Origin of the sequence: Mycolicibacter sinensis (assembly GCF_001667945.1) — a bacterium.
GTDB lineage: Bacteria > Actinomycetota > Actinomycetes > Mycobacteriales > Mycobacteriaceae > Mycobacterium > Mycobacterium sinense_B.
The window spans coordinates 72,446-93,668 of sequence record NZ_LZJK01000039.1; the positions used below are offsets into that span (position 1 = coordinate 72,446).

Annotated in this window: 25 protein-coding genes; 6 read left to right on the forward strand and 19 right to left on the reverse strand. The window is 69.7% G+C overall.

Annotated elements, in window-relative coordinates:
- Window positions 1-3: 3 nt before the first annotated feature.
- The 3 genes from A5694_RS04565 to A5694_RS04575 are packed head-to-tail and all read right to left on the reverse strand — an operon-like array spanning window position 4 to window position 3,603.
- A complete protein-coding gene (locus tag A5694_RS04565; RefSeq protein ID WP_064920656.1) occupies window positions 4-1,917 on the reverse strand; it encodes a YhgE/Pip domain-containing protein in 1,914 nt (637 codons plus the stop codon).
- Between the two features lie 3 nt (window positions 1,918-1,920).
- A complete protein-coding gene (locus A5694_RS04570; RefSeq protein WP_064920657.1) occupies window positions 1,921-2,655 on the reverse strand; it encodes an ATP-binding cassette domain-containing protein in 735 nt (244 codons plus the stop codon).
- 12 nt (window positions 2,656-2,667) lie between these two features.
- A complete protein-coding gene (locus A5694_RS04575) occupies window positions 2,668-3,603 on the reverse strand; it encodes a sigma-70 family RNA polymerase sigma factor (protein WP_064920658.1) in 936 nt (311 codons plus the stop codon).
- Window positions 3,604-3,677: 74 nt separating this feature from the next.
- On the opposite strand from A5694_RS04575, the gene A5694_RS04580 reads away from it, so the two are divergent.
- Window positions 3,678-4,031 carry a DoxX family protein gene (locus tag A5694_RS04580; protein ID WP_064920659.1) on the forward strand — a complete coding sequence of 118 codons (354 nt, stop codon included), beginning with the start codon at window positions 3,678-3,680 and terminating at the stop codon, window positions 4,029-4,031.
- Between the two features lies 1 nt (window position 4,032).
- Here the strand turns inward: A5694_RS04580 and A5694_RS04585 are convergent, their stop codons facing one another.
- From A5694_RS04585 to A5694_RS04600, 4 genes are read right to left on the reverse strand one after another with little or no spacing between them, the layout of a single operon-like run.
- Complete coding sequence (locus tag A5694_RS04585) at window positions 4,033-4,476, reverse strand: TOBE domain-containing protein (protein WP_064920660.1); 444 nt, start codon at window positions 4,474-4,476, stop codon at window positions 4,033-4,035.
- Window positions 4,477-4,508: 32 nt separating this feature from the next.
- On the reverse strand, window positions 4,509-5,321 hold the full coding sequence (locus tag A5694_RS04590) for a ketosteroid isomerase family protein (protein WP_064920661.1): 813 nt from the start codon (window positions 5,319-5,321) through the stop codon (window positions 4,509-4,511).
- Window positions 5,318-5,890, reverse strand: a complete 573-nt coding sequence (locus tag A5694_RS04595; RefSeq protein WP_064920662.1) for an isochorismatase family protein — start codon at window positions 5,888-5,890, stop codon at window positions 5,318-5,320. Before A5694_RS04595 ends, A5694_RS04590 begins: the two co-directional genes overlap by 4 nt.
- Complete coding sequence (locus A5694_RS04600) at window positions 5,847-6,260, reverse strand: DUF2784 domain-containing protein (RefSeq protein WP_064920663.1); 414 nt, start codon at window positions 6,258-6,260, stop codon at window positions 5,847-5,849. The genes A5694_RS04595 and A5694_RS04600 overlap by 44 nt, the downstream gene beginning before the upstream one ends.
- A 99-nt stretch (window positions 6,261-6,359) precedes the next feature.
- On the opposite strand from A5694_RS04600, the gene A5694_RS04605 reads away from it, so the two are divergent.
- Window positions 6,360-6,902, forward strand: a complete 543-nt coding sequence (locus A5694_RS04605; RefSeq protein WP_064920664.1) for an RDD family protein — start codon at window positions 6,360-6,362, stop codon at window positions 6,900-6,902.
- Window positions 6,903-6,917: 15 nt separating this feature from the next.
- On the opposite strand, the gene A5694_RS04610 is transcribed toward A5694_RS04605, so the two are convergent.
- Both A5694_RS04610 and A5694_RS04615 read right to left on the reverse strand, forming a co-directional pair.
- A complete protein-coding gene (locus A5694_RS04610) occupies window positions 6,918-8,501 on the reverse strand; it encodes a gamma-glutamyltransferase family protein (RefSeq protein WP_064920665.1) in 1,584 nt (527 codons plus the stop codon).
- Window positions 8,502-8,564: 63 nt separating this feature from the next.
- Window positions 8,565-10,073, reverse strand: coding sequence for a carboxylesterase/lipase family protein (locus A5694_RS04615; protein ID WP_064920666.1), 1,509 nt, complete (start codon window positions 10,071-10,073; stop codon window positions 8,565-8,567).
- 151 nt (window positions 10,074-10,224) lie between these two features.
- On the opposite strand from A5694_RS04615, the gene A5694_RS04620 reads away from it, so the two are divergent.
- Window positions 10,225-10,935 carry a hypothetical protein gene (locus tag A5694_RS04620; protein WP_064920667.1) on the forward strand — a complete coding sequence of 237 codons (711 nt, stop codon included), beginning with the start codon at window positions 10,225-10,227 and terminating at the stop codon, window positions 10,933-10,935.
- Between the two features lie 3 nt (window positions 10,936-10,938).
- Here the strand turns inward: A5694_RS04620 and A5694_RS04625 are convergent, their stop codons facing one another.
- Entirely contained in the window at window positions 10,939-11,277 is a 339-nt protein-coding gene (locus A5694_RS04625; protein WP_064920668.1) for a hypothetical protein, read from the reverse strand.
- A gap of 140 nt (window positions 11,278-11,417) precedes the next feature.
- Here A5694_RS04625 and A5694_RS04630 point away from each other — a divergent pair, with 140 nt between their 5' ends.
- Window positions 11,418-11,753, forward strand: coding sequence for an RNA polymerase-binding protein RbpA (locus A5694_RS04630; RefSeq protein WP_064920669.1), 336 nt, complete (start codon window positions 11,418-11,420; stop codon window positions 11,751-11,753).
- Window positions 11,754-11,759: 6 nt separating this feature from the next.
- On the opposite strand, the gene A5694_RS04635 is transcribed toward A5694_RS04630, so the two are convergent.
- The 4 genes from A5694_RS04635 to A5694_RS04650 all read right to left on the reverse strand — a co-directional run bounded on the left by A5694_RS04635 (window position 11,760) and on the right by A5694_RS04650 (window position 16,370).
- The gene (locus A5694_RS04635; RefSeq protein ID WP_064920670.1) at window positions 11,760-12,512 is read right to left on the reverse strand and encodes a polyprenol monophosphomannose synthase; all 753 of its coding nucleotides are present in this window, start codon (window positions 12,510-12,512) and stop codon (window positions 11,760-11,762) included.
- A complete protein-coding gene (gene lnt / locus A5694_RS04640; protein WP_064920671.1) occupies window positions 12,505-14,235 on the reverse strand; it encodes an apolipoprotein N-acyltransferase in 1,731 nt (576 codons plus the stop codon). Before lnt ends, A5694_RS04635 begins: the two co-directional genes overlap by 8 nt.
- Window positions 14,228-15,745: an amidohydrolase gene (locus tag A5694_RS04645; RefSeq protein ID WP_234786339.1), complete on the reverse strand. Its 1,518-nt coding sequence runs from the start codon at window positions 15,743-15,745 to the stop codon at window positions 14,228-14,230. Before A5694_RS04645 ends, lnt begins: the two co-directional genes overlap by 8 nt.
- Before the next feature lie 115 nt (window positions 15,746-15,860).
- Window positions 15,861-16,370: an FxsA family protein gene (locus tag A5694_RS04650; protein WP_109535591.1), complete on the reverse strand. Its 510-nt coding sequence runs from the start codon at window positions 16,368-16,370 to the stop codon at window positions 15,861-15,863.
- A 65-nt stretch (window positions 16,371-16,435) separates the two neighbouring features.
- Between A5694_RS04650 and A5694_RS04655 the strand changes: the two genes are divergently transcribed.
- Window positions 16,436-17,143: a dienelactone hydrolase family protein gene (locus A5694_RS04655; RefSeq protein ID WP_064920673.1), complete on the forward strand. Its 708-nt coding sequence runs from the start codon at window positions 16,436-16,438 to the stop codon at window positions 17,141-17,143.
- Here the strand turns inward: A5694_RS04655 and ric are convergent.
- From ric to A5694_RS04675, 4 genes are all read right to left on the reverse strand, one after another.
- A complete protein-coding gene (gene ric / locus A5694_RS04660) occupies window positions 17,140-17,838 on the reverse strand; it encodes an iron-sulfur cluster repair di-iron protein (RefSeq protein WP_064920674.1) in 699 nt (232 codons plus the stop codon). The genes A5694_RS04655 and ric overlap by 4 nt on opposite strands.
- Before the next feature lie 84 nt (window positions 17,839-17,922).
- Complete coding sequence (locus tag A5694_RS04665) at window positions 17,923-18,306, reverse strand: PPOX class F420-dependent oxidoreductase (RefSeq protein WP_064920675.1); 384 nt, start codon at window positions 18,304-18,306, stop codon at window positions 17,923-17,925.
- A gap of 66 nt (window positions 18,307-18,372) precedes the next feature.
- Window positions 18,373-18,690, reverse strand: a complete 318-nt coding sequence (locus A5694_RS04670) for a hypothetical protein (protein ID WP_064920676.1) — start codon at window positions 18,688-18,690, stop codon at window positions 18,373-18,375.
- 128 nt (window positions 18,691-18,818) lie between these two features.
- Window positions 18,819-19,568, reverse strand: a complete 750-nt coding sequence (locus tag A5694_RS04675; protein WP_064920677.1) for an SDR family NAD(P)-dependent oxidoreductase — start codon at window positions 19,566-19,568, stop codon at window positions 18,819-18,821.
- Window positions 19,569-19,603: 35 nt separating this feature from the next.
- Here A5694_RS04675 and A5694_RS04680 point away from each other — a divergent pair, with 35 nt between their 5' ends.
- The gene (locus A5694_RS04680) at window positions 19,604-20,017 is read left to right on the forward strand and encodes a F420-dependent biliverdin reductase (RefSeq protein WP_064920678.1); all 414 of its coding nucleotides are present in this window, start codon (window positions 19,604-19,606) and stop codon (window positions 20,015-20,017) included.
- Here the strand turns inward: A5694_RS04680 and A5694_RS04685 are convergent.
- A complete protein-coding gene (locus A5694_RS04685) occupies window positions 20,014-21,141 on the reverse strand; it encodes a M24 family metallopeptidase (RefSeq protein ID WP_082952504.1) in 1,128 nt (375 codons plus the stop codon). The two genes, A5694_RS04680 and A5694_RS04685, sit on opposite strands and share 4 nt — an antisense overlap.
- Between the last annotated feature and the right edge of the window lie 82 nt (window positions 21,142-21,223).

Consider the following 21,223-nt stretch of genomic DNA (forward strand, 5'->3'; position numbering starts at 1 on the left):
CTGTCACACTTCGATCGGCGGATAGAGCCGTTCGAGGGTGTACTGGCGATCTCGGCGCGCGGCCCAGCTGCTGGCCGCCAACGACACCACCAGAATCCCGGCCAGCACCCCCACCGACGTCCACAGCCGAGCATCGATACCGCCGACAGTCAGCTGACGTAAACCGTTGACCGCGTAGGTCATCGGATCGTAGGGGTGCAGGATCTGGAACGGTTTCGCCGTCGTCTCGACCGGATACACCCCGCCGGACGACACCAGCTGGAACATCAGGAAGGCCAGGGTGAACACCCGGCCGACCGCCACACCGAGCACGGCGTTGAACGCCTGGATCAGGGCCAGGAACGACGCGGCGATCAAGGCCAGGAACGCGACCGTCCCCGCGGCGTAGCGCGCCTGCAACCCGACGCCGAAATGCACCACCGCATACATCAGCACCACCTGGCACAGGCCCAGCAGCAGGGCGGGCCAGTAGGAGGCCAACACCACCCGCAGTGCGCCGAGGCCGTTCACGATGGCGCGAGTCTGCAGCGGTGTCAGCAACATCCACACGATCAGCGAGCCGATGAACAACGCCAGCGGCAGGAAGAACGGGGCGAAGCCGGTGCCGAACGTGGCGGCGTGATGGGTGAAGTCCATATCGACCCCGACCGGGCTGGCCAGGATCTGCGCCACCTCGACGCGCTGCTGGTCAGTGATCGTCGAGGCGCGCTGATCCGCCTCACCCAGCCCGGTGGCCAACTGCGCGGCGCCGTCCTTGAGTTGGTTGCCGCCGTCGGCCAGCTGGACCAGCCCGTCGCTGAGCTTGTGTGTGCCCGCGTCGAGATCGGTTGCGCCGTTGCGCAGCGTGACCAGATCGTTCTTGAGGCCACCGTCCAGCGCGTGGGCCATGAGCGTACGCAACCCGCTGTTGGGGTCGGCCAAGTCGCTCTCCAGCTGTTGGGTGTTGGCGCGCAGCTTGGCGAGGCCCTCGTCGGTGGCGGGGTCGATTCCCTTGATGGCGAGGAGACGTTGCGCACCGGCCAACGTGTCGCCGAGACCGCGCACCGCCGGGTCGGGGTTGGCGTGCAAGGCGTCCACCACCTGGTTGACGATTCCAGCGGCCTGCTGGTAGTTGACGTTGAGCGCCGCGATCCGGTCGGACACGGATTTGATGTTGCCGCTCAATGCGGTAGCGGCAGCGCCCGCGGCGTTCGGGTCCAAGCCCATGGCGCCGAGGTCGTCGGTCAGCTTCAGCAGCGGATCGGTGGCCTGCTGAATCCCCGCCGCCAGCCTGCGGCTGCCGTCGGCGAGTGCCGCTGCACCGTCGCGTGCGGTGCCGAGATTGTCCGCCAACAGATTTGAGCCGTCGGATAGCTGCCTGGCGCCGTCGGCCGCCTTCTTGACCTCGTCGGTCACCTGGGTCAGTGCGGTACCGATCACCTGCTGGCCGACCTTGGCGCTGACTTCGTTGAGGACCTCACGGGCGGCGTTCTGTCCCATGACCGACGCCAGATAGTTGTTGGCGTCGTTGAACCGGAACTGGATCTGCGCCTTCTGCGGGTGCGGACCCGCGGGCGACACCACCGCCGCGCTGAAGTCCTGCGGCAGGGTGATCGAGAAATAGTAGGTGCCGTCGGAAACCCCTTTGGCAGCTTCGCTTTCCGATACCTGATGCAGATCGAGCTGGCCGGAGTCGACGAGTGCACGGGTGACCTCGTCACCGGCGTGCAACTGGTCTCCGGAGACGGTGGCACCGCTGTCCTGGTTGACCAGGGCGACCGGGATCTTGTCGATGGCGGCGAACGGATTCCAAAACGCCCACAGGTACATGGCGCCGTAGAGCAGTGGCAGCACGATGATGGTGATCAGGGCCAGCCGCGGCATGGTGCCGCGCGAGTAGCGTTTGAGGTCGGTGCCCAGCGACATTCCGGCGAGCATGGTCTACTCGTCCCCCTTCTCGTGGCGGCCGTGGCTGCTGTGGGCCGGCTCGGCCGGCTCCAGATGCTCGACATGGATCTGCGCTGCAACGCCCGAGCCTTCTGGCACCGCGTTGGCCGACGCGGTGATCACGGTCTGCTGCTCGCCCAGCGCGACCAGCCGGCCGATCAGGGTGGCGCGGTCGCGGTCGCTGGTGACCTGATCGATGCTGCCGACCACCAACAGCGGTGGCCGCGCGGTGTTGGCCAGCGCGATGCGCAACAGCAGCCCGGTCAGTTCGTCGAGCTGCTCGACGTAGGCGTGCAGTTGCGGCAGTGGCAGCTCGCCGAAGACCGGCCGGCAGACGGCGTCACGCTCGGTTTCGCCGGCGCGCGGCACCAGCCGATACCAGGGTGCGTCCCAGCGGAGTTGTTCGGTGATCAGGTCGCGCACCGTCACCGATTCGAAGATCGCGTCGAGTTGTTCGACTCCAGCCAGGGCGGAGACGCCGAAGATGTCGCGAGGTTTGTCGTGGCCCAACACCGCGACCGTTCCGGTAGACGGTTTCATCCGGCCCGCCAGGTTCATCAGCAGCGCGGTGCGTCCCGAGCCGGGCGGGCCGACCAGCACCGTGACCCCACCGGCCTCGATGTCCAAGTCGAGTGGCCCGAAAACCCGCCCCCACGGGCCGGTCATCGAGATCCCGCGCGCTCTGACCGCCACGGGCTTCTCCTCGGGAGCCTTCGCTTCCTCTGGCATGGGATTCCCCCTTTAACCGCCGAATCGGTCCGCGTGACCCATCAAAGCAGAACCGGGCATCGGTTCCGGCAGTTGCAGTGTCAGGAGGCGCAGCCGATCCGGCTCGCCGGCGATGTCGATGGTGTGAATGCGCCCGTCGGCACCGATTCCGATGTGCAGCGCAGCCAACAGCCGGCCCCCGGGCGCGATCGCGATCCCGGGGGCGCCGTCGATCAGCAGGACGGCACCGGCGCGTGCGCGTCTGGTGAAGCGCCTGGTCTCGGTGGCGACGTCGGGGGCGCCGCGCATTTCGGTGGCGACACCGGCCGGCACCAGCACCGGATCGACCCGGCGCACCACGTCGGGCGCCAACAGCTCCAGCAGCGCGGGGATATCGCCGCCGCGGGAGGCCGCCAGGAACGCCGTGACGATCTGCAGGTGCTCGGCACGGCGCCGCGGCTCGGCGGCCGGCCCGGCGTGCAGCCGGGCGCGTGCCCGGCTGGCCAGCTTCTTGGCGGCATCCGGGGATTTGTCCAACAGTGCACCGATCTGCTCGAAGGGGACGTCGAACAGGTCGTGCAAGACGAAGGCCGCCCGTTGTGCCGGCGACAATCGGTCCAGCACCACGAGCAGCGCGCGACTGACCGCCTCGGAGCGCAGCACCTCCTCGTCGGCGGCGGGCGCGGCGGCGCTGCCGGCGTTGCCCAAGGGGTCAGGCAGTGGCTGTTCGCCGCGCCGGGCACGCGCGCGCAACTGGTCGACCGCGGTGCGGGCGGTGATCGTGGTGAGCCAGCCCGCCACGTTGTCGACGGCAGCGAAGTCGGCGCCGCTGGCTTTGAGCCAGGCCGACTGTACGGCGTCGTCGGCGTCGGCGGTCGAGCCGAGCAGGTGAAAGGCCACCGAATGCAGGCGAGGCCGGTGGCCTTCGAACTCTCGGGCCAGATTCTCCAGCGTTCCCGGGTTGCTCATGGGTCACCTTTCGGTTCCGGGAGTCGTCAGTCATAGGAATAGCCACATCCGCCGACGAAAGGAAGAGCAACCTCATGAGCGTATCGACCGTCTACCTCGCGGTCATCACCGTCACCGCGGTCGTCACCATCGCTATCGCGATCGCCGACTTCATTCCGGCGCAGTTCGTCCTGGCCAATTCGGCGCAGGTGGGGGTGCCCCGGTCCTGGCTGCCGCTGTTGGGCGGGCTGAAGCTGGCCGGGGGCGCCGGCCTGGTCATCGGACTGGCCGGCGTGGCCTGGATCGGCGTCGCCGCCGCGGCCGGGCTGGTCGCCTTCTTCATCGGGGCCGTCGTGACGCATCTGCGGGCCGGAGTGTTGTACAACATCGGTTTTCCGGCCGCCTACCTGGCGCTGTCGACGGCGTCGCTGATGATGCTGCTGGCCTGAGTTATCCGAATTCGGCCGCCGGGTCGGTGTGGCCGGCCGAACCGGCCCGCCGCGGCAGTTCCAAGACGACGTTGGTGGCTTTGACCGAGGCGACGACCAGGCTGCCGGGCTGCAACTGCAGCTCGTCGGCGGCTTCCCGGCTGACCAGCGACACCAGCCGGAATGGGCCGGCCTGAACGTCGACCTGTGCCATCACCGTGTCCCGAGTGACGTTGGTGACCAACCCGACGAGCCGGTTGCGGGCAGACTGGCCCACCACCGGATTGCGCGACATCGGTTCGACGGAGGCGCGCTCCTGGGCGAACCGCGCCAGCTCGGCGCCGTCGACCATCCGGGGGCCGGTTCCCGTCGTCGCCGAGAGGCGACCGGAGTCGATCCAGCGCCGGACGGTGTCGTCACTGACCCCGAGCAGTTCGGCGACTTCGGCAATTCGAAAGCTTGGCACGTCGTTGAGCTTATCCTCGCCGGCCCGCTGGCTCAGGCTTGTGCGAAGTACCGGATCGCCGTCATCGCCTGGCCCCGGCGGTCGACGTCGGCGAAAAGCACCGCGCGCTGCTGCGCCGAAGTCATCGAGACCGCGACGGTGCCGCCGGCCGCCAGCAGCTTCGTCGGGCGCGCACCGTCGAGCCGGGCGCCGAGCTCGGCAAGATCTATCGCGGTGTCGTCGCCGTAAGTCATTGTCGCAGTGGGCGATAGCGCCGCCGTCACGGTGGATAGCTGACCCGAGCTGATCGCGGTGAGGAATGTGCGCACCGGATGCTTGCCCCGACCGGCCGGCCGGCGAAACCCGGCAGCGAAGCCGGCGCTGCCGGCGAGGCGCTGGTTGCGCAGCAGCGATCGCGACAGCCCAACCCCGGCGGGCACCGCCGCCAGGCCGTTGCCGAGGAACTGGCGCATCATCGCCGGCAGCTCCCAGTAGGCGCGCAACCGACGCAGCTTCCATCGGCTGCCGGCCTCGGTGAGGTCTTCGGTCAGGTCATAGCGCAGGATCGCTGGAATGTGCATGACCACCGACGGGCCCATCGCCACCTCGAGCTGCAGGTCCCGGATGACAGTCGTCCCGTGCACGATGTCCAGGTCGCGGTGGAAGGTGATGTCGCGGGGCCCGATGAACGTGTCGTAGAAGCGGCCGATCTGCTGCGCCCCGACGTGCGGGCGCGAACCCACCGGGTCCTCCACCTGACCGTCGGAACTGAACAGGCCCACCCAGCCGCTGCGGTCGTGGGCGGCCGCGGCGGCCGGCGACTGCTCGACCGTGACCAGCAGATCCTGCGCTATCGAGTCCGTCATCCGGCTGCCTCCACCACAACGACACCAGCGCGGCGCATCGCCGCCACCGCAGCAGCCGACGATTCGGCGCCCACCCCCGCGGTCAACTGCGCCAGCACCGCGGTGGCAAACCCGGCGCGGATCGCGTCTTCGGCGGTGTGGCGCACACAGTAGTCGGTGGCGACGCCGACTACGTCGACGCGGTCCACCTCATGCCGGTGCAACCAGTCGGCCAGCGCGGTGCCGTCACCGTCGACGCCGTCGAATCCGCTGTATCCGGCGTCGTATTGGCCTTTTGTGAAGACCTCGTCGATCCGGTCGGTGCTCAGCGCGGGATGAAGATCGGCGCCGGCGGTTCCGGCGCGGCAATGCGGCGGCCAGGACGTCACGTAATCCGGGTGCGCTGAAAAGTGGTCCCCGGGATCGATATGCCAATCCTTGGTCGCCACCACGTGGGCGTAGCGGTCCCGGGTGGCCGCGCCGTGTAGGTAGCGGGTGATGCCGTCCGCGACGTCGACGGCGCCGCTCACCGGCAAGGCGCCCCCGTCACAGAAGTCGTTCTGCACGTCGACGATGATCAGCGCCCGCATGACCACCACCGTATCGTCGGCGCCGCAGTGCGGCCCGCGCGTAGAGCATCCAGGACGCGATGACGGCCGCCAGCACCGTGGCCTCGGCTGCTGCGGTCCAGGCGGCCGGATAGACGACACCGGCCAGATACTGGGCGATGAAACCCTCCGGCGGGAGCGGGGCCATCCCGGCGGCGGCGCGGGCGCCGCGCTCGAGCCACGTCAGCGGGCAGTCCAGGTGGGCGGTGAGGATCAGGAGCCCCCATACCACCGCCGGGATATGCAGCCAGATGGTGCGCGGCCAGCGCAGTGCCAGAAACCCGCCGGCGATGACGTAGCCGACGAAGGCCAGGTGCACTGCAACGATGAGCACCACCGCGATGGGGTACATGGTCCTAGAAGGCCCGCCGTTTCGCCGTACGCAGAATTCGCTTCCGTCTGCGACCGCCACGGTACATTGGCGGACACCTGATAGTCAGGAGCGGATCTGATGACAACCGGCGGTTTTGACCCGAACGTCCCCGGCTATGGCCCTGGTTATGGCCCTGGCTATGGCCAGCCCGGCGCCTATCCGCCGCCGCAGGGCTGGGGGCAGCCGCCGGCGAAGGGGCAGAAGCCGGGCGGGCTGGGCCGGCGCTTCTGGGCCCGGCTCATCGACGGGGTGCTGGTCAGCATCGTGGCGTTCGCCCTGTCGCTGTTCGTGTTCGCCGACGACTATCCGTTCCTGGTGACCGGCCTGTTCTCCGGTGTGCTGACTTACGGCTACTTCGTCTTGTTCGAGGTCACCCAGGGAGCCAGCCCGGCCAAGCGCCTGCTCGGCCTGGCGGTGCGCGGGCCCGACGGGGTGTCCAAGCCGACGCTGGGACAGTCGGCCGTCCGCAACGCCTTCACCGTGCTGGCGGTGCTGCCCTACCTGGGCCCGCTGCTGGCCTTCGTGGCCTACGTCGTGATCGCGGTGACGATCAGCGGCAGCCCGACCAAACAGGGCAAGCACGACGAGCTGGCCGGCGGCACCCGGGTGATCCGGGACTGATCGCGTTCTCGAGAGTCAGAATCCGACGGCTTGGCCGTCACGGCGCGGATCGCTAGCAGCGAAATAACCGTCATCGAGCCGCCAGATCGCCTGGCAGCTGCCGAACCGGTGGTAGTCGTCGACGACGACCAGCTCATGGCCGCGCCGGCGCAGTTCATCGAGAGTTGCCGGGGCAAAACCGGTTTCGAGCGCCACTTGCTCACCCTGCAGCCAGCGGAACCGGGGCGCGTCACAGGCTTGCTGCGGATTCTGCCCATGGTCGACGATGCGCACCACCAGTTGCACGTGTCCCTGCGGCTGCATAGCACCGCCCATCAGACCGAAGCTCATCACCGGCGCGCCGGCTTTGGTCATGAAGCCCGGAATGATCGTGTGGTACGGCCGCTTACCGGGACCGACCTGGTTCGGATGTCCCGGTGTCGCAACGAAATCCACACCACGGTTCTGCAGCGAGATGCCGGTGCCGGGGACCACCACACCCGAGCCGAAGCCCCAGTAATTGGACTGCGTCATCGACACCATCATCCCCGCGGCGTCCGCAGCCGTGAGACACACGGTGCCCCCGCGGGGCGCGCCCGCGACGGCCGGCTTGGCCCTGCCCCGGTCGATCTCGGCGGCGCGCCGCTGCAGATACGCCCGGTCCAACAGGGCTTCGGGACGCACCCGCATGTGGTCGATGTCGCCGACATAGGCGTGCGCATCGGCGAAGGCCAGCTTGACGGCCTCGATCTGAAGATGCACGCTGTCGGCGGAATCGACTGGGGCTGAGGCCATATCGAACTCTGCGAGAATTCCCAGGGCGATAAGTGCGACGATTCCCTGCCCGTTGGGCGGGAGCTCGTGAACGGTGTAGCCGCGGTAATCGCCGGCGATGGTGCCGACCCAGTCGGCGCGGTGCGCGGCAAGATCGGAGGACCGCAGGGCACCGTCGTGGGCCGCTGCGTGCGCCGCCATCGCCGCCGCCAATTCTCCGTGATAGAACGCCTCACCCCCGGTGGCGGCGATCTTCTCCAGGGTCAGCGCATGGTCGGCCAGCCTGACGCGCTCGCCGGGCTTGGGGGCGCGGCCGCCGGGCATGAACGTTTCGGCGAAGCCTGGCTGAGCCACCAACCGCGGCAGTTGCTCCGCCCATTGGTGGGCAACCGTGGGCGAGACCAGGAAGCCGTTGCGGCCGTAGTGGATCGCCGGCTCGAAGAGTCGCCCCAACGGGAGTCTGCCGAAGGCGCCGTGCAGTGCGATCCACCCCGATACCGCGCCCGGAACGGTGACCGAATTCCAGCCGAGGGCTGGAATCGCGTTGCCGTGGAAGTAGTCCGGCGTCCATGCCGCCGGTGAGCGACCGGAGGCGTTCAGTCCGTGCAGCCGCTGCCCGTCCCACACGATGGCGAACGCGTCCGAGCCGATCCCATTGGAGACCGGTTCCACCACGGTGAGAGTGACGGCCGCGGCGACGGCGGCGTCCACCGCGTTACCACCGTCGGCAAGCATCTGCAGGCCGGCTTGGGCGGCCAGCGGCTGTGAGGTGCACACCACGTTGCCGGCCACAACGGGTTGACGCGGCCAGGCATATGCCGAGGTCCAGCCGAACGGCACGGGCACTCCCGGATCGTTGCACGCCGGAGCCGACCGCTCAACGGTCCGCCGGCCGGCGGGCTGCAACCATCAGCGGGCCAGCGAGAATCCCTCCCAGGCCCTGCGGCGTTCGGGCGTCGGGTCGAATTCCACCCGGGTCGTACGGTCGAACACCATCACCGGACGGTCGGTCGGGGTGTAGACCGGCCAGTCGTCGCCGGGCACCCCGTCGCGGCTGAAGGCCCGCCAGCGACGCTGCACCTGGCCACTGACCCGCAGCGCCGCCCGGCGATCCGCACCGGCGGTGAGCAAGCGGCCCAAGCCACCGCTGCGGTAGACGTCGAACACGGCGAACAATTCGGTGGCATGGGTGGCGCCCAGGCCCGACCAGCGCAGCACCCGCGGCGCGAAGTCGTAGCGGTACACGTAGGTGGGCGCATGAGCCGCGTGCGCCTCGGCGATCTCCCAGACTGCCGCGTTGAAGGCGAAATCGCCGCCGAGCCGGATGCAGGCCGTCCGGCTCGGATAATCCGGGTAGGCGGCGATGATGCGGTCGCGCACGCCTTCCTCGGTGTTGGCCAGCACCGCCTCGACCATCGGCTCGGTCGTCGGCAGCATCTTCAGGAACCGGGTGAACAAGCGTCCCTCCTCGGCGTTGCTGCCGACGATGAGCGGCACCCGGTGGGCCGCACCGCGCCGCATCGCCTCGACCGGATCCAGCGGCAGCAGGTCGTCGCCGAAAACCGGGCCGATCGGGAACGCGCCCAGCATGTCGCGGGTGCCCTCGGTGAGCAATCGGTTTTGGGCCGCCACCAACTCCGTCGGCGACACCCGCAGCAGCGTCGGCGCGGCATCGGCGGGGCGGACCCCGAGCAGGGCGGCGAAGCGGCGGGCGAACTCCGCGGCCATCTCGGGGCTGCGGACCATTCCCGCGGCGGGGCTTTCGGCGATCGCGCGGGCGAACAGGCCCTCGGCCTCGGGTACCCCGAGCAGGGTGGCGACGATGTGCGCGCCGGCGCTTTCGCCGAAGATCGTGACGTTCTCGGGGTCACCGCCGAAGGCGGCGATGTTCTGCCGCACCCAGTGCAAGGCCAGCAGCAGATCGCGCAGGTACAGGTTGCTGTCGATGGTGACCTCGGAGGTCGACAGCGACGACAGGTCCAGGCATCCCAGCGCCCCGAGCCGGTAGTTGACCGAGACGTAGACGCAGCCGCGCCGGGCCAGCGCCGCCCCGTCGTAGATCGGGGTCGCCGAGCTGCCCAGGATGTAGCCGCCACCATGGATGAACACCATGACGGGCAGCGGGCCGGCACCGGCCTCGTCGGGAGCCACCACGTTGAGGGTCAGGCAGTCCTCGCCGGTCGGCTGGAAGCGACCCGGGCTCAGGATGGTGTACATCCGCTCCTGCGGTGCGCAGTTGGTGAACCCGTGGCAGTGCCGCACCCCCGACCACGGCTGCGCTGGCTGGGGTGCCCGGAACCGCAGCGGGCCGACCGGCGGCCGGGCATACGGAATTGAGCGCCATCGACGCACCCCGCCACTTGCGAAACCCTCCACGACGCCCGTGGCGATGCTGGCCTGCACAGGGTGGTTATGCATGAGCGAACGGTAGCGAACCGCCCGGCGGTTAGCGAACCTCGACGAAGGAGAGGTGATGCTGGACCGCCGCTTGGGCCCGGCGGTTAGCGAACCTCGACGAAGGAGAGGTGATGCTGGACCGCCGCGTAAACCCGGCGGTTAGCCTAACGGCATGCGTCTCGCCGGGCTCATCGCTGTGCTGCTGTTGATCGCCGGGTGTTCCCGCGCAACCGTCGGCGAACCGGAGCCCAGCGCGACCGGCCCGTCCAGCCCGGCAACGACCACCGGCGCATCATCGGTGCCCGCCTCGCCGACGTCGTCGTCATCCGTCCCGTCGGCACCGCCGGCTCCGGGTGCGGCGATCGCCGAGGTGATCGCCTGGATCGAGGCCGGACGGCCCGTCGATGCGGCGGGCTACCACAGCGCCACCCGGGACGGGGTCACCACCGACCTCGTCGACGAGGTGGCCTTCACGGTGCCGGCCGCGCCGCACCGCGCCACCAACTGCATGACCGATTCCGGGTCCGCTGATGGCGCACTGGCCTGCGTGGTGGACCTGGTCAATCCGCCGGCGCAGCCCGCAGAGATCTACGGGCAGTGGAAGGGCGGCTGGGTCGACTACGGCGGCAACACGCTGCAGGTGGGGTCCGCGCACGGTGACCCGGGCCGGTTTGTGCACGGTGATGGGGCGGAGTTGCCCGACGGATCGACGCTGTCGTTCGGCGATTACCGGTGCCGGGCGGATCGCGCTGGGCTGTTCTGCGTGAACTACGCCCACCGCTCGGCGGTGCGGTTCAGCCCCGAGGACATCGCGGTTTTCGGCTGCCTGCGCCCGGTTCCGCCGCCCGCCGACGCCGGCAAGCTGTTCAGCTGCGCAAGCTGACGCTCAGCGCCAGCGGTCGGCGGAGTCGACGGCGCGTAGCAGCGCGTCACAGAGTTGCTGCAGCTCCTCGCGGGGAGCGTCCTCGGCCAGCGCGGTCGCGATGTCTTCGGCCGCGCAGCGGACCTGATACACCCGGTCGGACAGGGCCGTGGCCTCCTCGGCCGAGAGCACCACGGCGTCGGGGGCCAGCGCGGTCGTCTTACCGCTGCTGATCAGGGCCCGCTGTTCGTAGGCGCGCTGCCGGCAGGATTGCCGACAATACTGCCGGCGCCGTCCGATACCGGCGTCGCCCACGTCACGGCCGCACCATCGACACGGTTGCGGGCGGGGACTGCGTGGCACGGCTGACTACCTTAGTCCGGTACCCGGGAGGATCCCGGTATCATTGAGGGTCGCGCCGCATGCGCCGGGAACTGCATAGGGCCCGTTCGCGTTGACTACCGCGAGACATTTTCACTGACAGGCATAAGGAGTGTGGGTCGATGGCTGATCGTGTTCTGCGGGGCAGTCGGCTGGGAGCCGTGAGCTACGAGACCGACCGCAACCATGACCTGGCGCCGCGCCGCATCGCGCGGTACCGCACCGAAAACGGCGAAGAGTTCGAGGTTCCGTTCGCCGATGACGCGGAGATTCCCGGCACCTGGATGTGCCGCAACGGCCTGGAAGGCACCCTCGTCGAGGGCGACCTGCCCGAGCCGAAGAAGGTCAAGCCGCCGCGCACGCACTGGGACATGCTGCTGGAGCGTCGTTCGATCGAAGACCTCGAAGAGCTGCTCAAGGAGCGGCTGGAGCTGATCAAGTCGAAGCGGCGGAGCTAGACCGCCTTAGCCGCGTCCGTTGCGGAGCCGGTTCACCCGGCCGCCGATCCCCCAGCGCGCGACCTTGACCATCGCTTCGCGGATGTTCGAGCCGCTCATCTTCGACACGCCCAGTTCGCGCTCGGTGAACGTGATCGGCACTTCGGTGATGGTGAAGCCGTTGTTGACGGCGCGCCACGTGAGGTCGACCTGGAAGCAGTAGCCCTTGGAGTCCACCGCGTCCAGGCCGATCTTTTCCAGTACCCCGCGCCGGTAGGCGCGGTAGCCCGCGGTGATGTCGTGGATGCCGACCCCGAGCAGCAGCCGCGCGTAGGTGTTGGCGGTCTTGGACAGCACCAGGCGGCGCACCGGCCAGTTGCGCACCGCCCCGCCGTCGACATAGCGCGAACCGATCGCCAGGTCGGCGCCCGCGTCGATGGCGTCCAACAACCGGTACAGCTGTTCGGGGGCGTGGCTGCCGTCGGCGTCCATCTCGACGATCACCTCGTAGTGGCGGGCCAGCCCCCAGGCGAAACCCGCCAGGTAGGCCGCGCCCAGCCCGGCCTTGGCGGTCCGGTGCATCACGTGAATGCGTTCGGGGTCGGCGACCGCCAGCTCATCGGCGAGCTTGCCGGTGCCGTCGGGGCTGCCGTCGTCGACGACCAGCACGTGCACGTCCGGGCGGGCCTGCTGCAACCGGCCCACGATGATCGGCAGGTTCTCCAGCTCGTTGTAGGTGGGGATCACCACCAGGGTGTGCAGACTGGGACGCTCAGTCATCGGCGCCGCTCCTCCTGTTTACCTCGGCGCCGGCAGGACGCCCCTTGAACCACTGCCGCTTCCGGCCGCGCATGAAGTGTCCATTTTGCAGTATGGCCGCCAGCAGGCCCGCAACAGCTGCGCCGACCAGCACCCCTTGCAGGATCGGCGCCCACCGGGTCGCCGGGGTCAGCGAGGTCTTGAGCCGCAGGTGGCTGTCCAGGTAGGCGGCTTCGAAGAACCCGGTGCGGGCCAGCTCGCGACCGTCCGGCGCGATCACGGCGCTGATGCCGGTGGTGCCGGCGACCACGACGTAGCGGTCGTGTTCGACCGCGCGCACCTTGGCGAACGCCAGCTGCTGTTCGCTCATCGTCTCGTCGAAGGTGGCGTTATTGGTCGGCACCGCCAGCAGCTGGGCGCCGGCCAGCACCGATTGCCGCGGCGCGCGGTCGAAGATCACCTCCCAGCAGGTGGCCACCCCGACCGGAACGCCGGCGACCTGCACCACCCCGTCGCCATGGCCCGGGACGAAATACCCCGCGCGGTCGGCGTAGCCCGACAAGTGCCGGAAGAACCCGCGCCACGGCAGGTACTCCCCGAACGGCTGGACGATCCGCTTGTCGTGGCTGTCCCCCGGCCCGGTGCGCGGATCCCACACCAGCACCGAATTCGTCGCCTCCGGGTTGTCGCGGGTCCAGCCCGGTGCCGCCCGCACCGTGCCTACCAGAATCGGGGCATCGATCGCCTGCGCGGCCACGGTGATCTGTTGAGCGGCATCGGCGTTCGCGGTCGGATCGATGTCGGAGGCGTTCTCCGGCCAGATTACGAACAGCGGGTGCGGGACCCGGCCGGCCTCGACGTCGTCGGCCAACCGCAGGGTTTCGCGGACGTGATAGTCCAGCACCTCACGGCGCTGGGCGTTGAAGTCGAGTCCGAGGCGCGGCACGTTGCCCTGCACCGCCGCCACGGTGATCGCCGGATCATCACCGGCGCCCGCCCCCGAGCGGCGCACACCGGGCCACACCACGATCGCGGCCAGCAGCACCAGGCAGATGCACAGGCCCGGCAGCAGCACCGCCGGCGGTCGGTCGGCGCCGCGGGTCGTCGGTTCCTCGCGCAGCCACCGCACGATCTCCACGGTCAGCGCGGTGGCGGCGCCGCCGGTCAGCACCACGGCGGTCGAGAGCAGCGGAACCCCGCCCAGGGCCACCAGCGGTAGCAGCGGTCCCGCCGTTTGCCCGTAACCCACCGCGCCCCAAGGGAACCCGCCGAACGGGATCACCGACTTCGCCCATTCCTGGGCCGCCCACAGCAGGGCGAACCAGATCGGCCAGCCCGGAACGCCGCGCACCACCACCGCCGCCGCACCGAACACGGCGGGAAACAGCGCACACATCAGCGTCAACACCAGCCACGGCAGCGCGCCGACCAGACCGCCGACCCAGGGCAGCAACGGCAGATAGAACGCCAGACCGCACAGCAGGCCGTACCCGAAACCCCCGGCGACGGTGGTCGTGCGGTGAGTCAGCACCCAGCCCAGCAGCGCGAATGCCAGGATCGCCGCCCACCACCAGTTCAGCGGAGGGAAGCCGGCGCGCAGCAGCATGCCGGCACCCACCGCGGCCGCCAGCTGGGCCCAGCGGTCGGCGGTCGCAACGCCCAGGCGCTCCAGTCGGTTCGGGCCGGCAGGCTCTGACTGGGCGTCGGCGTCGGGACCGGCCGGATCGTCGGCGGCCTCAGCCATGCAGGATCACTCCCCGGTGCACGGTGCGCCGGCACCGCGGCGCGTCATCGGATTCCAGCACCGGTAGCGCAGGCACCCGGGAGCGCGGATCGGTCGACCAGCGCTGAACGGAGTCGCGGGGCGCCTGAACGGCCAGCCGAGTGACGTCCCAGACCGCGTAGGACGCGGGTGCACCGGGCACCAGGGTTCCGCTGATGCCGTCGTTGACCCCGGCGGCTCGCCAGCCGCCGCGAGTGGCGGCGGCGAAGGCCGCCCGCATCGACACCGCGCTGCCCGGGGTGCGGTGGTGTGCGGCCGCGCGCACCGTGGCCCAGGGATCGAGCGTGGTCACCGGGCTGTCGGAACCGAACGCGAGGGGCACGCCTTGGGATGCTAACAGCGCCAACGGGTTCAGCCCGGCGGCGCGCTGCGCGCCCAGCCGCTGGGCGTACATCCCGTCCTCGCCGCCCCAGAGCGAGTCGAAAACGGGTTGCATACTGGCGATCACGCCCCAGGATCCCAGCTTGGCGGCCTGCTCGGCGCTGACCATCTCCAGGTGCTCGAGCCGGTGCCCGCAGCGCGCCACCGCGGCAACGCCGAAGCGCTCGACCACCTGTTCCAGAGCCGCAACGACCGATGACACCGCGGCGTCGCCGATGACATGGAACCCGGCGGTCACGCCCGCCTCGGTGCAGGCCCACAGATGGGCGCCGACGGTGTCGGCGTCCAGGTGGCACACGCCGGTGCAGTCTGCAGCGTCGGCGTAGGGCTCGTGCAGCCAGGCGGTGTGCGAGCCCAAAGCGCCATCGACGAACAGGTCGCCGGCCAGACCGCGGGCGCCGGTGTCGGCGAGCAGTTCTCGGGCCTGGGCGGCGCTGTGGACCGGTTCGCCCCAATAACCGATGACCTCGACACCGTGGTCCAGCGCCCGCAGCTCTCGCCAGTCGTCGAGGCCACCGATATCCGGGCCGGCGCACTCGTGGACCGCGACGATGCCGGCCGCGGCCGCGGCGTCGAGCGCGGCGGTGCGGGCAGCGGCGCGCTGCTCGGCGGTGAGCAGAGTGCGCGCCACCGCACGCACCCGGTGGTGGGCCGCACCGGACAGCGGCGTCGCGGGGTGGTGTTCCAGGCCCGGCACCCGGCGGCGCAGCCCGCTGGAGGCCAGCGCGGAGTGGACGTCGACGCGAGACAGGTAGGCAGGCCGGTCCCCCACCACCGCGTCGAGCGCCGCGGTGTCCGGCGCCGCACCGTCCGGCCAGCCGGTTTCATCCCAGCCGTGGCCCCAGATCGGCTGATCGGGATGGGCCGCCGCGTGGTCGGCGATCAGCTGCAAACAGTGCCGCCGGGAAGTGGCCGGCCGCAGATCCAGGCCGGTGCGGCACAGCCCCGTCTCGGTGACATGGACGTGGCTGTCCACGAAAGCCGGTGTCACCAAAGCCCCGTCGAGGTCGAGCACCTCGGCCCGGGGGAACTGCTCGCGGCCCACCGCATCGCTGCCCAGCCAGGCGACCAGCCCGTCGCGGACCGCCATCGCCGTGGCCTCCGGATGCGTCGGGCTGTGAATGCGGCCGCCGAGCAGCAGCAACGTGGGGGCCCCGGACACGACTGTCACGTCGTAAAACGTACGGGGTGCCGATGACGCCGGATCAGCCGACCGACAGGGCGGGCGGCTGGAGCGGGCGCACGTCGGTGACGTCAGAAACGTCGACGACTTCGGCGTCGATGTAGTCGGCTCGCCGGCCCGGAGCGCGCCGAGCGGCATACCAGCGTCCGCCGGCGACCGTGGCGGCCGCCAGCGGCGTATGCCGGCCCAGCCCGGCGGTGGCCGCCGCAGCCAGCAGTGGACGGGCGGCGGTCCGGGTGGGCGGCGCCAGCAGCAGCAAGCCCATCAGCGTGGTCAGCGGCCCCGGAACCAGGATCAGCAGCGTGCCCGCCGCGATCAGCCCGCCATCGGCGAGCACGCCCGGCTTGAGGCCCGACCGCAGCCGGCCGATCTGGCGGCGAAGCTGCCCGGCCGACAGCGCCAGCCCCGCCACGAAGGCGCCCAGCAGCAGCAGCAGCGTCCAGCCGAATCCGATTGCCCAGATCAGCGCGGCAACCGCGGCCGACTCGGCCAGGACGTAGACCACAAACATCCGCAACACAGCGCTCGCCATGCCACCCCAACGTCCGGGACGCCGAGGAGGTTCCCTCTGGGCACACCGGGGCATACGTTGATGCGATGACGACCATCGAACTCGCCACCCCGGACGGACCCATCGACGCGTTGCTGGATATTCCGGACGGGCCGGGCCCATGGCCCGGCGTGGTGGTGATTCACGACGCCATCGGATACGCCGCGGACATGGCGGCCATCTCCGGGCACGTCGCCGAGGCGGGTTATCTCGCGGTGTCGCCGAACCTGTACTCGCGCGGCGGGCGGGCCCGCTGCATCACCCGGGTGTTCCGGGAGCTGCTGACCCAGCGCGGCCGCGCGCTTGATGACATCATCGCCGCCCGCGATCACCTGCTGGGCATGCCGGAGTGCTCCGGCAAGGTGGGGATCGCCGGATTCTGTATGGGCGGACAATTCGCGTTGATCTTGTCGCCCAAGGGATTCGGCGCCTCCGCCCCGTTCTACGGCACCCCGCTGCCCCGGCAGCTGAGCGAGACGCTCGAGGGCGCCTGCCCGATCGTGGCCAGTTTCGGGGGACGCGACCCGATGGGTATCGGCGCACCCAATCGGTTACGACGGATCGTCGAGCACAAGAACATCCCGCACGACATCAAGGTCTACCCCGGCGCCGGACACAGCTTCGCCAACAAGCTGCCGGCCCAGCCGCTGATCCGCATCGCCGGCTTCGGTTACAACGAAGCCGCGACCGCCGATGCCTGGGCACGGGTATTCGCGTTCTTCGGCGAACACCTGCGCGCCGACAGCGGCGACTAAGCGGTGGCCGCCGTGGCGAGCACCCGCGGGAACAGGACGTTGTTCTCCTTGTGCACGTGCAAGTGGATGTCGCTCTCCAGGTCCGCCAGGCCGGACAGCATCGCGGTGTAGCTGGCACAGGCGTCCGCCGGAATGGTGTAGCCGTCGGTGAGCTCACGCAGTTCGGCGAGCAGGCGGCCGGCGTTGTCGTGCTCCCGCTGGTTTGCGGCGAGTTCGTTGCGCAACTCGTCGGAGAGCGGACGGTCCGGCCGGCCGGCCCGCAGGCTGATCTCGGGGAACAGCATGGTCTCCTCGGTGCGCAGATGCGGCTCCATGCCGGCGCGCAGCTGGTGGAAGAGCTCCCGGACGCGTACGAGTTCGCCGTGGTTGCGGCCGTGCACCCGCGCCACCTTGTCGACCAGCTCCGCCAGCCGTGGGAACTCGTCCCACAGGAAGCGGTGGTGGGTGCTGACGATGTGGGCGATCAGCGCAGGGTCGTCGAAGCCGGCCCAGTCGGCGCGCTGAGCGGGCGCTGTGGAGCTGTTGAGCGCGGCGAGCAGCTCCTGGGCGTCGACACCGTCGGCAGCGCACGCGTCACCGAGCGTGCGCTGGCCATGGCAGCAGAAGTCGATCCCGAACCTGCTCAGGATGCGGGTGGTCGACGGGTCGGCGGTGACGATGTCGCCAAGGATCTGGTCGGAGGTGAAGGCGGCCACGAGAACTCCTGGGTTGTCGGCGGGTCAATCCAACAATGGCAATTTCAATGATTGAAGTCCACTATATGTGACCCGGTCGCGTCCTCAGCCGGCGGCGGTCAGCGCCAGCCCGACGTTGTTATGCATGCCGCCCCGCAGCTTGCTGAACACGTTGAACACCCGGCCGATGAGCCCATAGCGCTTGCCGATCGCGGCGTAGACGGCGCCGTTGTCCGACTTGTCCAGGACGGTGGCCAGCGCCTCGATCGCCTCACCTTTGGGACGGCCCCGCATGTCACAGACCGCCAGGGTGACGCGCGGGGTGTTACGGATCCGCTTGACCTTCCACGACGATTCCTGGGTGATTACCAACAGCCGGTCGCCGTCGGCGGCCGCCCACACCGGAGTCGGCTTGGGGCGGCCGTCTTTGGTGAACGTGGTCAGCAGCAGGTAGTCGGACTGGGCGAGGTCAGCAAAGGTCGGTGCCACGGACGCGAATCTACCCGCCCGGAGCCGCGGCGCCGGAAGCGTGACAACGGGGCGAGTCGGCCCGGGCTACAGCGGAGGCCGGCTCGGCAGCGGGTGCAGCTCGGCCAGCTTGGGCAGCGCGGGCTTCGGCTGGGCCGAGTCCACGTAGGCGGCCACCGCGTCGGCGGAGATCAGACCGTAGCGGACCAGCAGATCAACGGCGTTGAGGCCGAAGTGCTGGGCGACCCGGAGCAGGTTGTCGGCGGTGATGAGCCGGCCTTCGTGTGCCGCCTTGTAGTAGGCGGACTTGCGGTAACCGAAAGCTTCATAGACTTCGGTCGCAGGCAGCGGCCGACCGATCAGATAGGGCAGCACCACCGACGGGTCTTTATCACGATCGTCCATGGTTTTAGACCATAGTCCTGTTAGAAGGGCGATGACCAGACCAGCGTACCAGATTCCTCGGCTTTTCTTACATTGATGTCAGTTTCCTGCCACGTTACGAGCATCGGATTGCGATCATCTTCGCCCGGTCAGCGCGGCATCCGCCGCCAGAGGGCCTGCGGCACCAGCCGCATCACGGCGAACATCGGCCGCAGTAGCCAGGGCACGGCGACCATGCGTCGGCCCCGGGCGAGCGCGCGAGCGGTTGCGTCCGCCACCTGGGCCGGCGTGCTGGCCGGCGGAGCCGGTTTCATACCGGCCGTCATCCGCCCGATGACGAACCCCGGACGCACGATCAGCAACTGCACGCCGGTGCCGTGCAAGGCATCGGCAAGTCCATTGGCGAACCCGTCCAGACCGGCCTTGGCCGAGCCGTAGACGTAGTTGGCGCGGCGGACCCGCACCCCCGCGATCGACGAGAACACCACCAGGCGGCCCCGGCCGGCCGCGTGCATCGCCGCGGCCAGGTGGGTGAGCAAGCTGACCTGTGCAACGTAGTCGGTGTGGACCACGGCCACCGCGTGCGCGGCATCGGATTCCGCGCGGGCCTGGTCGCCCAGGATCCCGAAGGCCAGCACCGCGGTGCCGATCGGGCCGTGCTCGGCGATCAGGGCCGCGACCAGGGGGCCGTGCCCGGCCAGGTCGTCGGCGTCGAACTCTATGGTGTGCACCGCCGCGGCACCCGCGTTGCGCACCGCGGCGACCTGGGCGTCGAGCCGGTCAGCAGCGCGGGCGGCCAGCACCACCGTCGCGCCGGGCGCCAGTCGGCACGCCAACTCCACGCCGATTTCGCTGCGCCCGCCGAAAATCACCACCGGCCCGTCCACCGTGTCGTTCACGGCTGCGATTATCGCCTGCGCTAGCGTGAACGGTGATGGCGAACGCGACGACCCGGCTGACCAGCGACGCGCTGGCGTTTCTCACTGAACGCCACCTGGCGATGCTGACCACCCTGCGCGCCGACAACTCTCCACACGTCGTCGCGGTCGGCTTCACCTTTGATCCGAAAACCCACATCGCCCGGGTGATCACCACCGGCGGTTCGCAGAAGGCGGTCAACGCCGAGCGCGCCGGGGTGGCGGTGCTGAGCCAAGTCGACGGCGCGCGCTGGCTCTCGCTGGAGGGCCGCGCCAGCGTCAACGACGCGGCCGCCGCCGTGCGTGACGCGGAGCTGCGCTATGCCCAGCGATACCGCACGCCGCGGGTGAACCCGCAGCGCGTGGTGATCGAAGTGCAGGTAGAGCGCGTGCTCGGGTCGGCCGACCTGCTCGATCGCGGCAACCGTTAGCCCGGTACCACTACCAGATCGTGCGGCCGGTTGTTCAGTGGCTCGGCGCCGTCCTCGGTGACGATCACGATGTCTTCGATCCGGGCGCCCCACTCGCCGGGGAAATAGATGCCCGGCTCGACCGAGAACGCCATCCCGGCGGCCAGCGCAACGTCGTTGCCGGCGACGATGTAGGGCTCCTCATGCACCGACAAGCCGATGCCGTGGCCGGTGCGGTGCACGAAGTAGTCCGCCAATCCCGCTTCGGCCAGCACATCGCGTGCCGCCGCGTCGACCTGCTGCGCCGGAACCCCGGGGCGGATGCACTCGACCGCCGCGCGCTGCGCCCGCTGCAAGACCGAATACCGCTGCGCCACTTGCGGATCCGGCTCCCCCAGGCTGTAGGTCCGGGTCGAGTCGGAATGGTATCCAGGCTCGACCGGGCCGCCGATGTCCACCACGACGATGTCGCCGGTTTCTAGCTCGCGGTTCGAGCACTCGTGGTGCGGGTCGGCGCCGTGCGGCCCGGAACCGACGATGATGAATGCGACCTCCGAATGCCCCTCGGCGACAATCGCTTCAGCAATGTCTGCGGCGACGTCGGCCTCGGTGCGGCCCGGCACCAGAAACTCCGGCACCCGGGCGTGTACCCGATCGATCGCTGCACCGGCCCTACGCAGCGCGTCGATCTCGCTGGGGTCCTTGATCATTCGCAGCTCGCGCAACACCTCGGTGGCCAGCACCGGAGTCGTCCGCAGCACATCGGTCAGCGGCAGCAGATGCAAGGCCGGCATCGACTCGGTGACCGCCGCGGAAGTCGGCGATGCACCCAGCGCCGCGCCCACCAGGCGGTAGGGATCCTGCCCGTCGACCCAGTCCTGCACTGCGATACCCAGGTCGGCCACCGCCGATTCGCGCAGCGCCGCCAACTCCAGCCGCGGCACCACCATGGTGGGCCGGCCGGACGCGGGCACCACCAACGCGGTCAGCCGCTCGAAGGTCTGGGCGCGCGACCCGATCAGGTAGCGCAGGTCGTAGCCCGGGGTGATCACCATCCCGTCCAGGCCGGCGTCAGCGGTGGCGGCGGCCGCGGCGGCCAGGCGGTCGGCGTACACGGAGCTGTCGAACCGGGAAGTCACGCACACCAGGCTAACCGGCCCGCGAGTGCGAATCTCACGAGGCGACACGCCTGAGTGCCGTCGTGGTATTCCCACTCGCGGGGGGAAA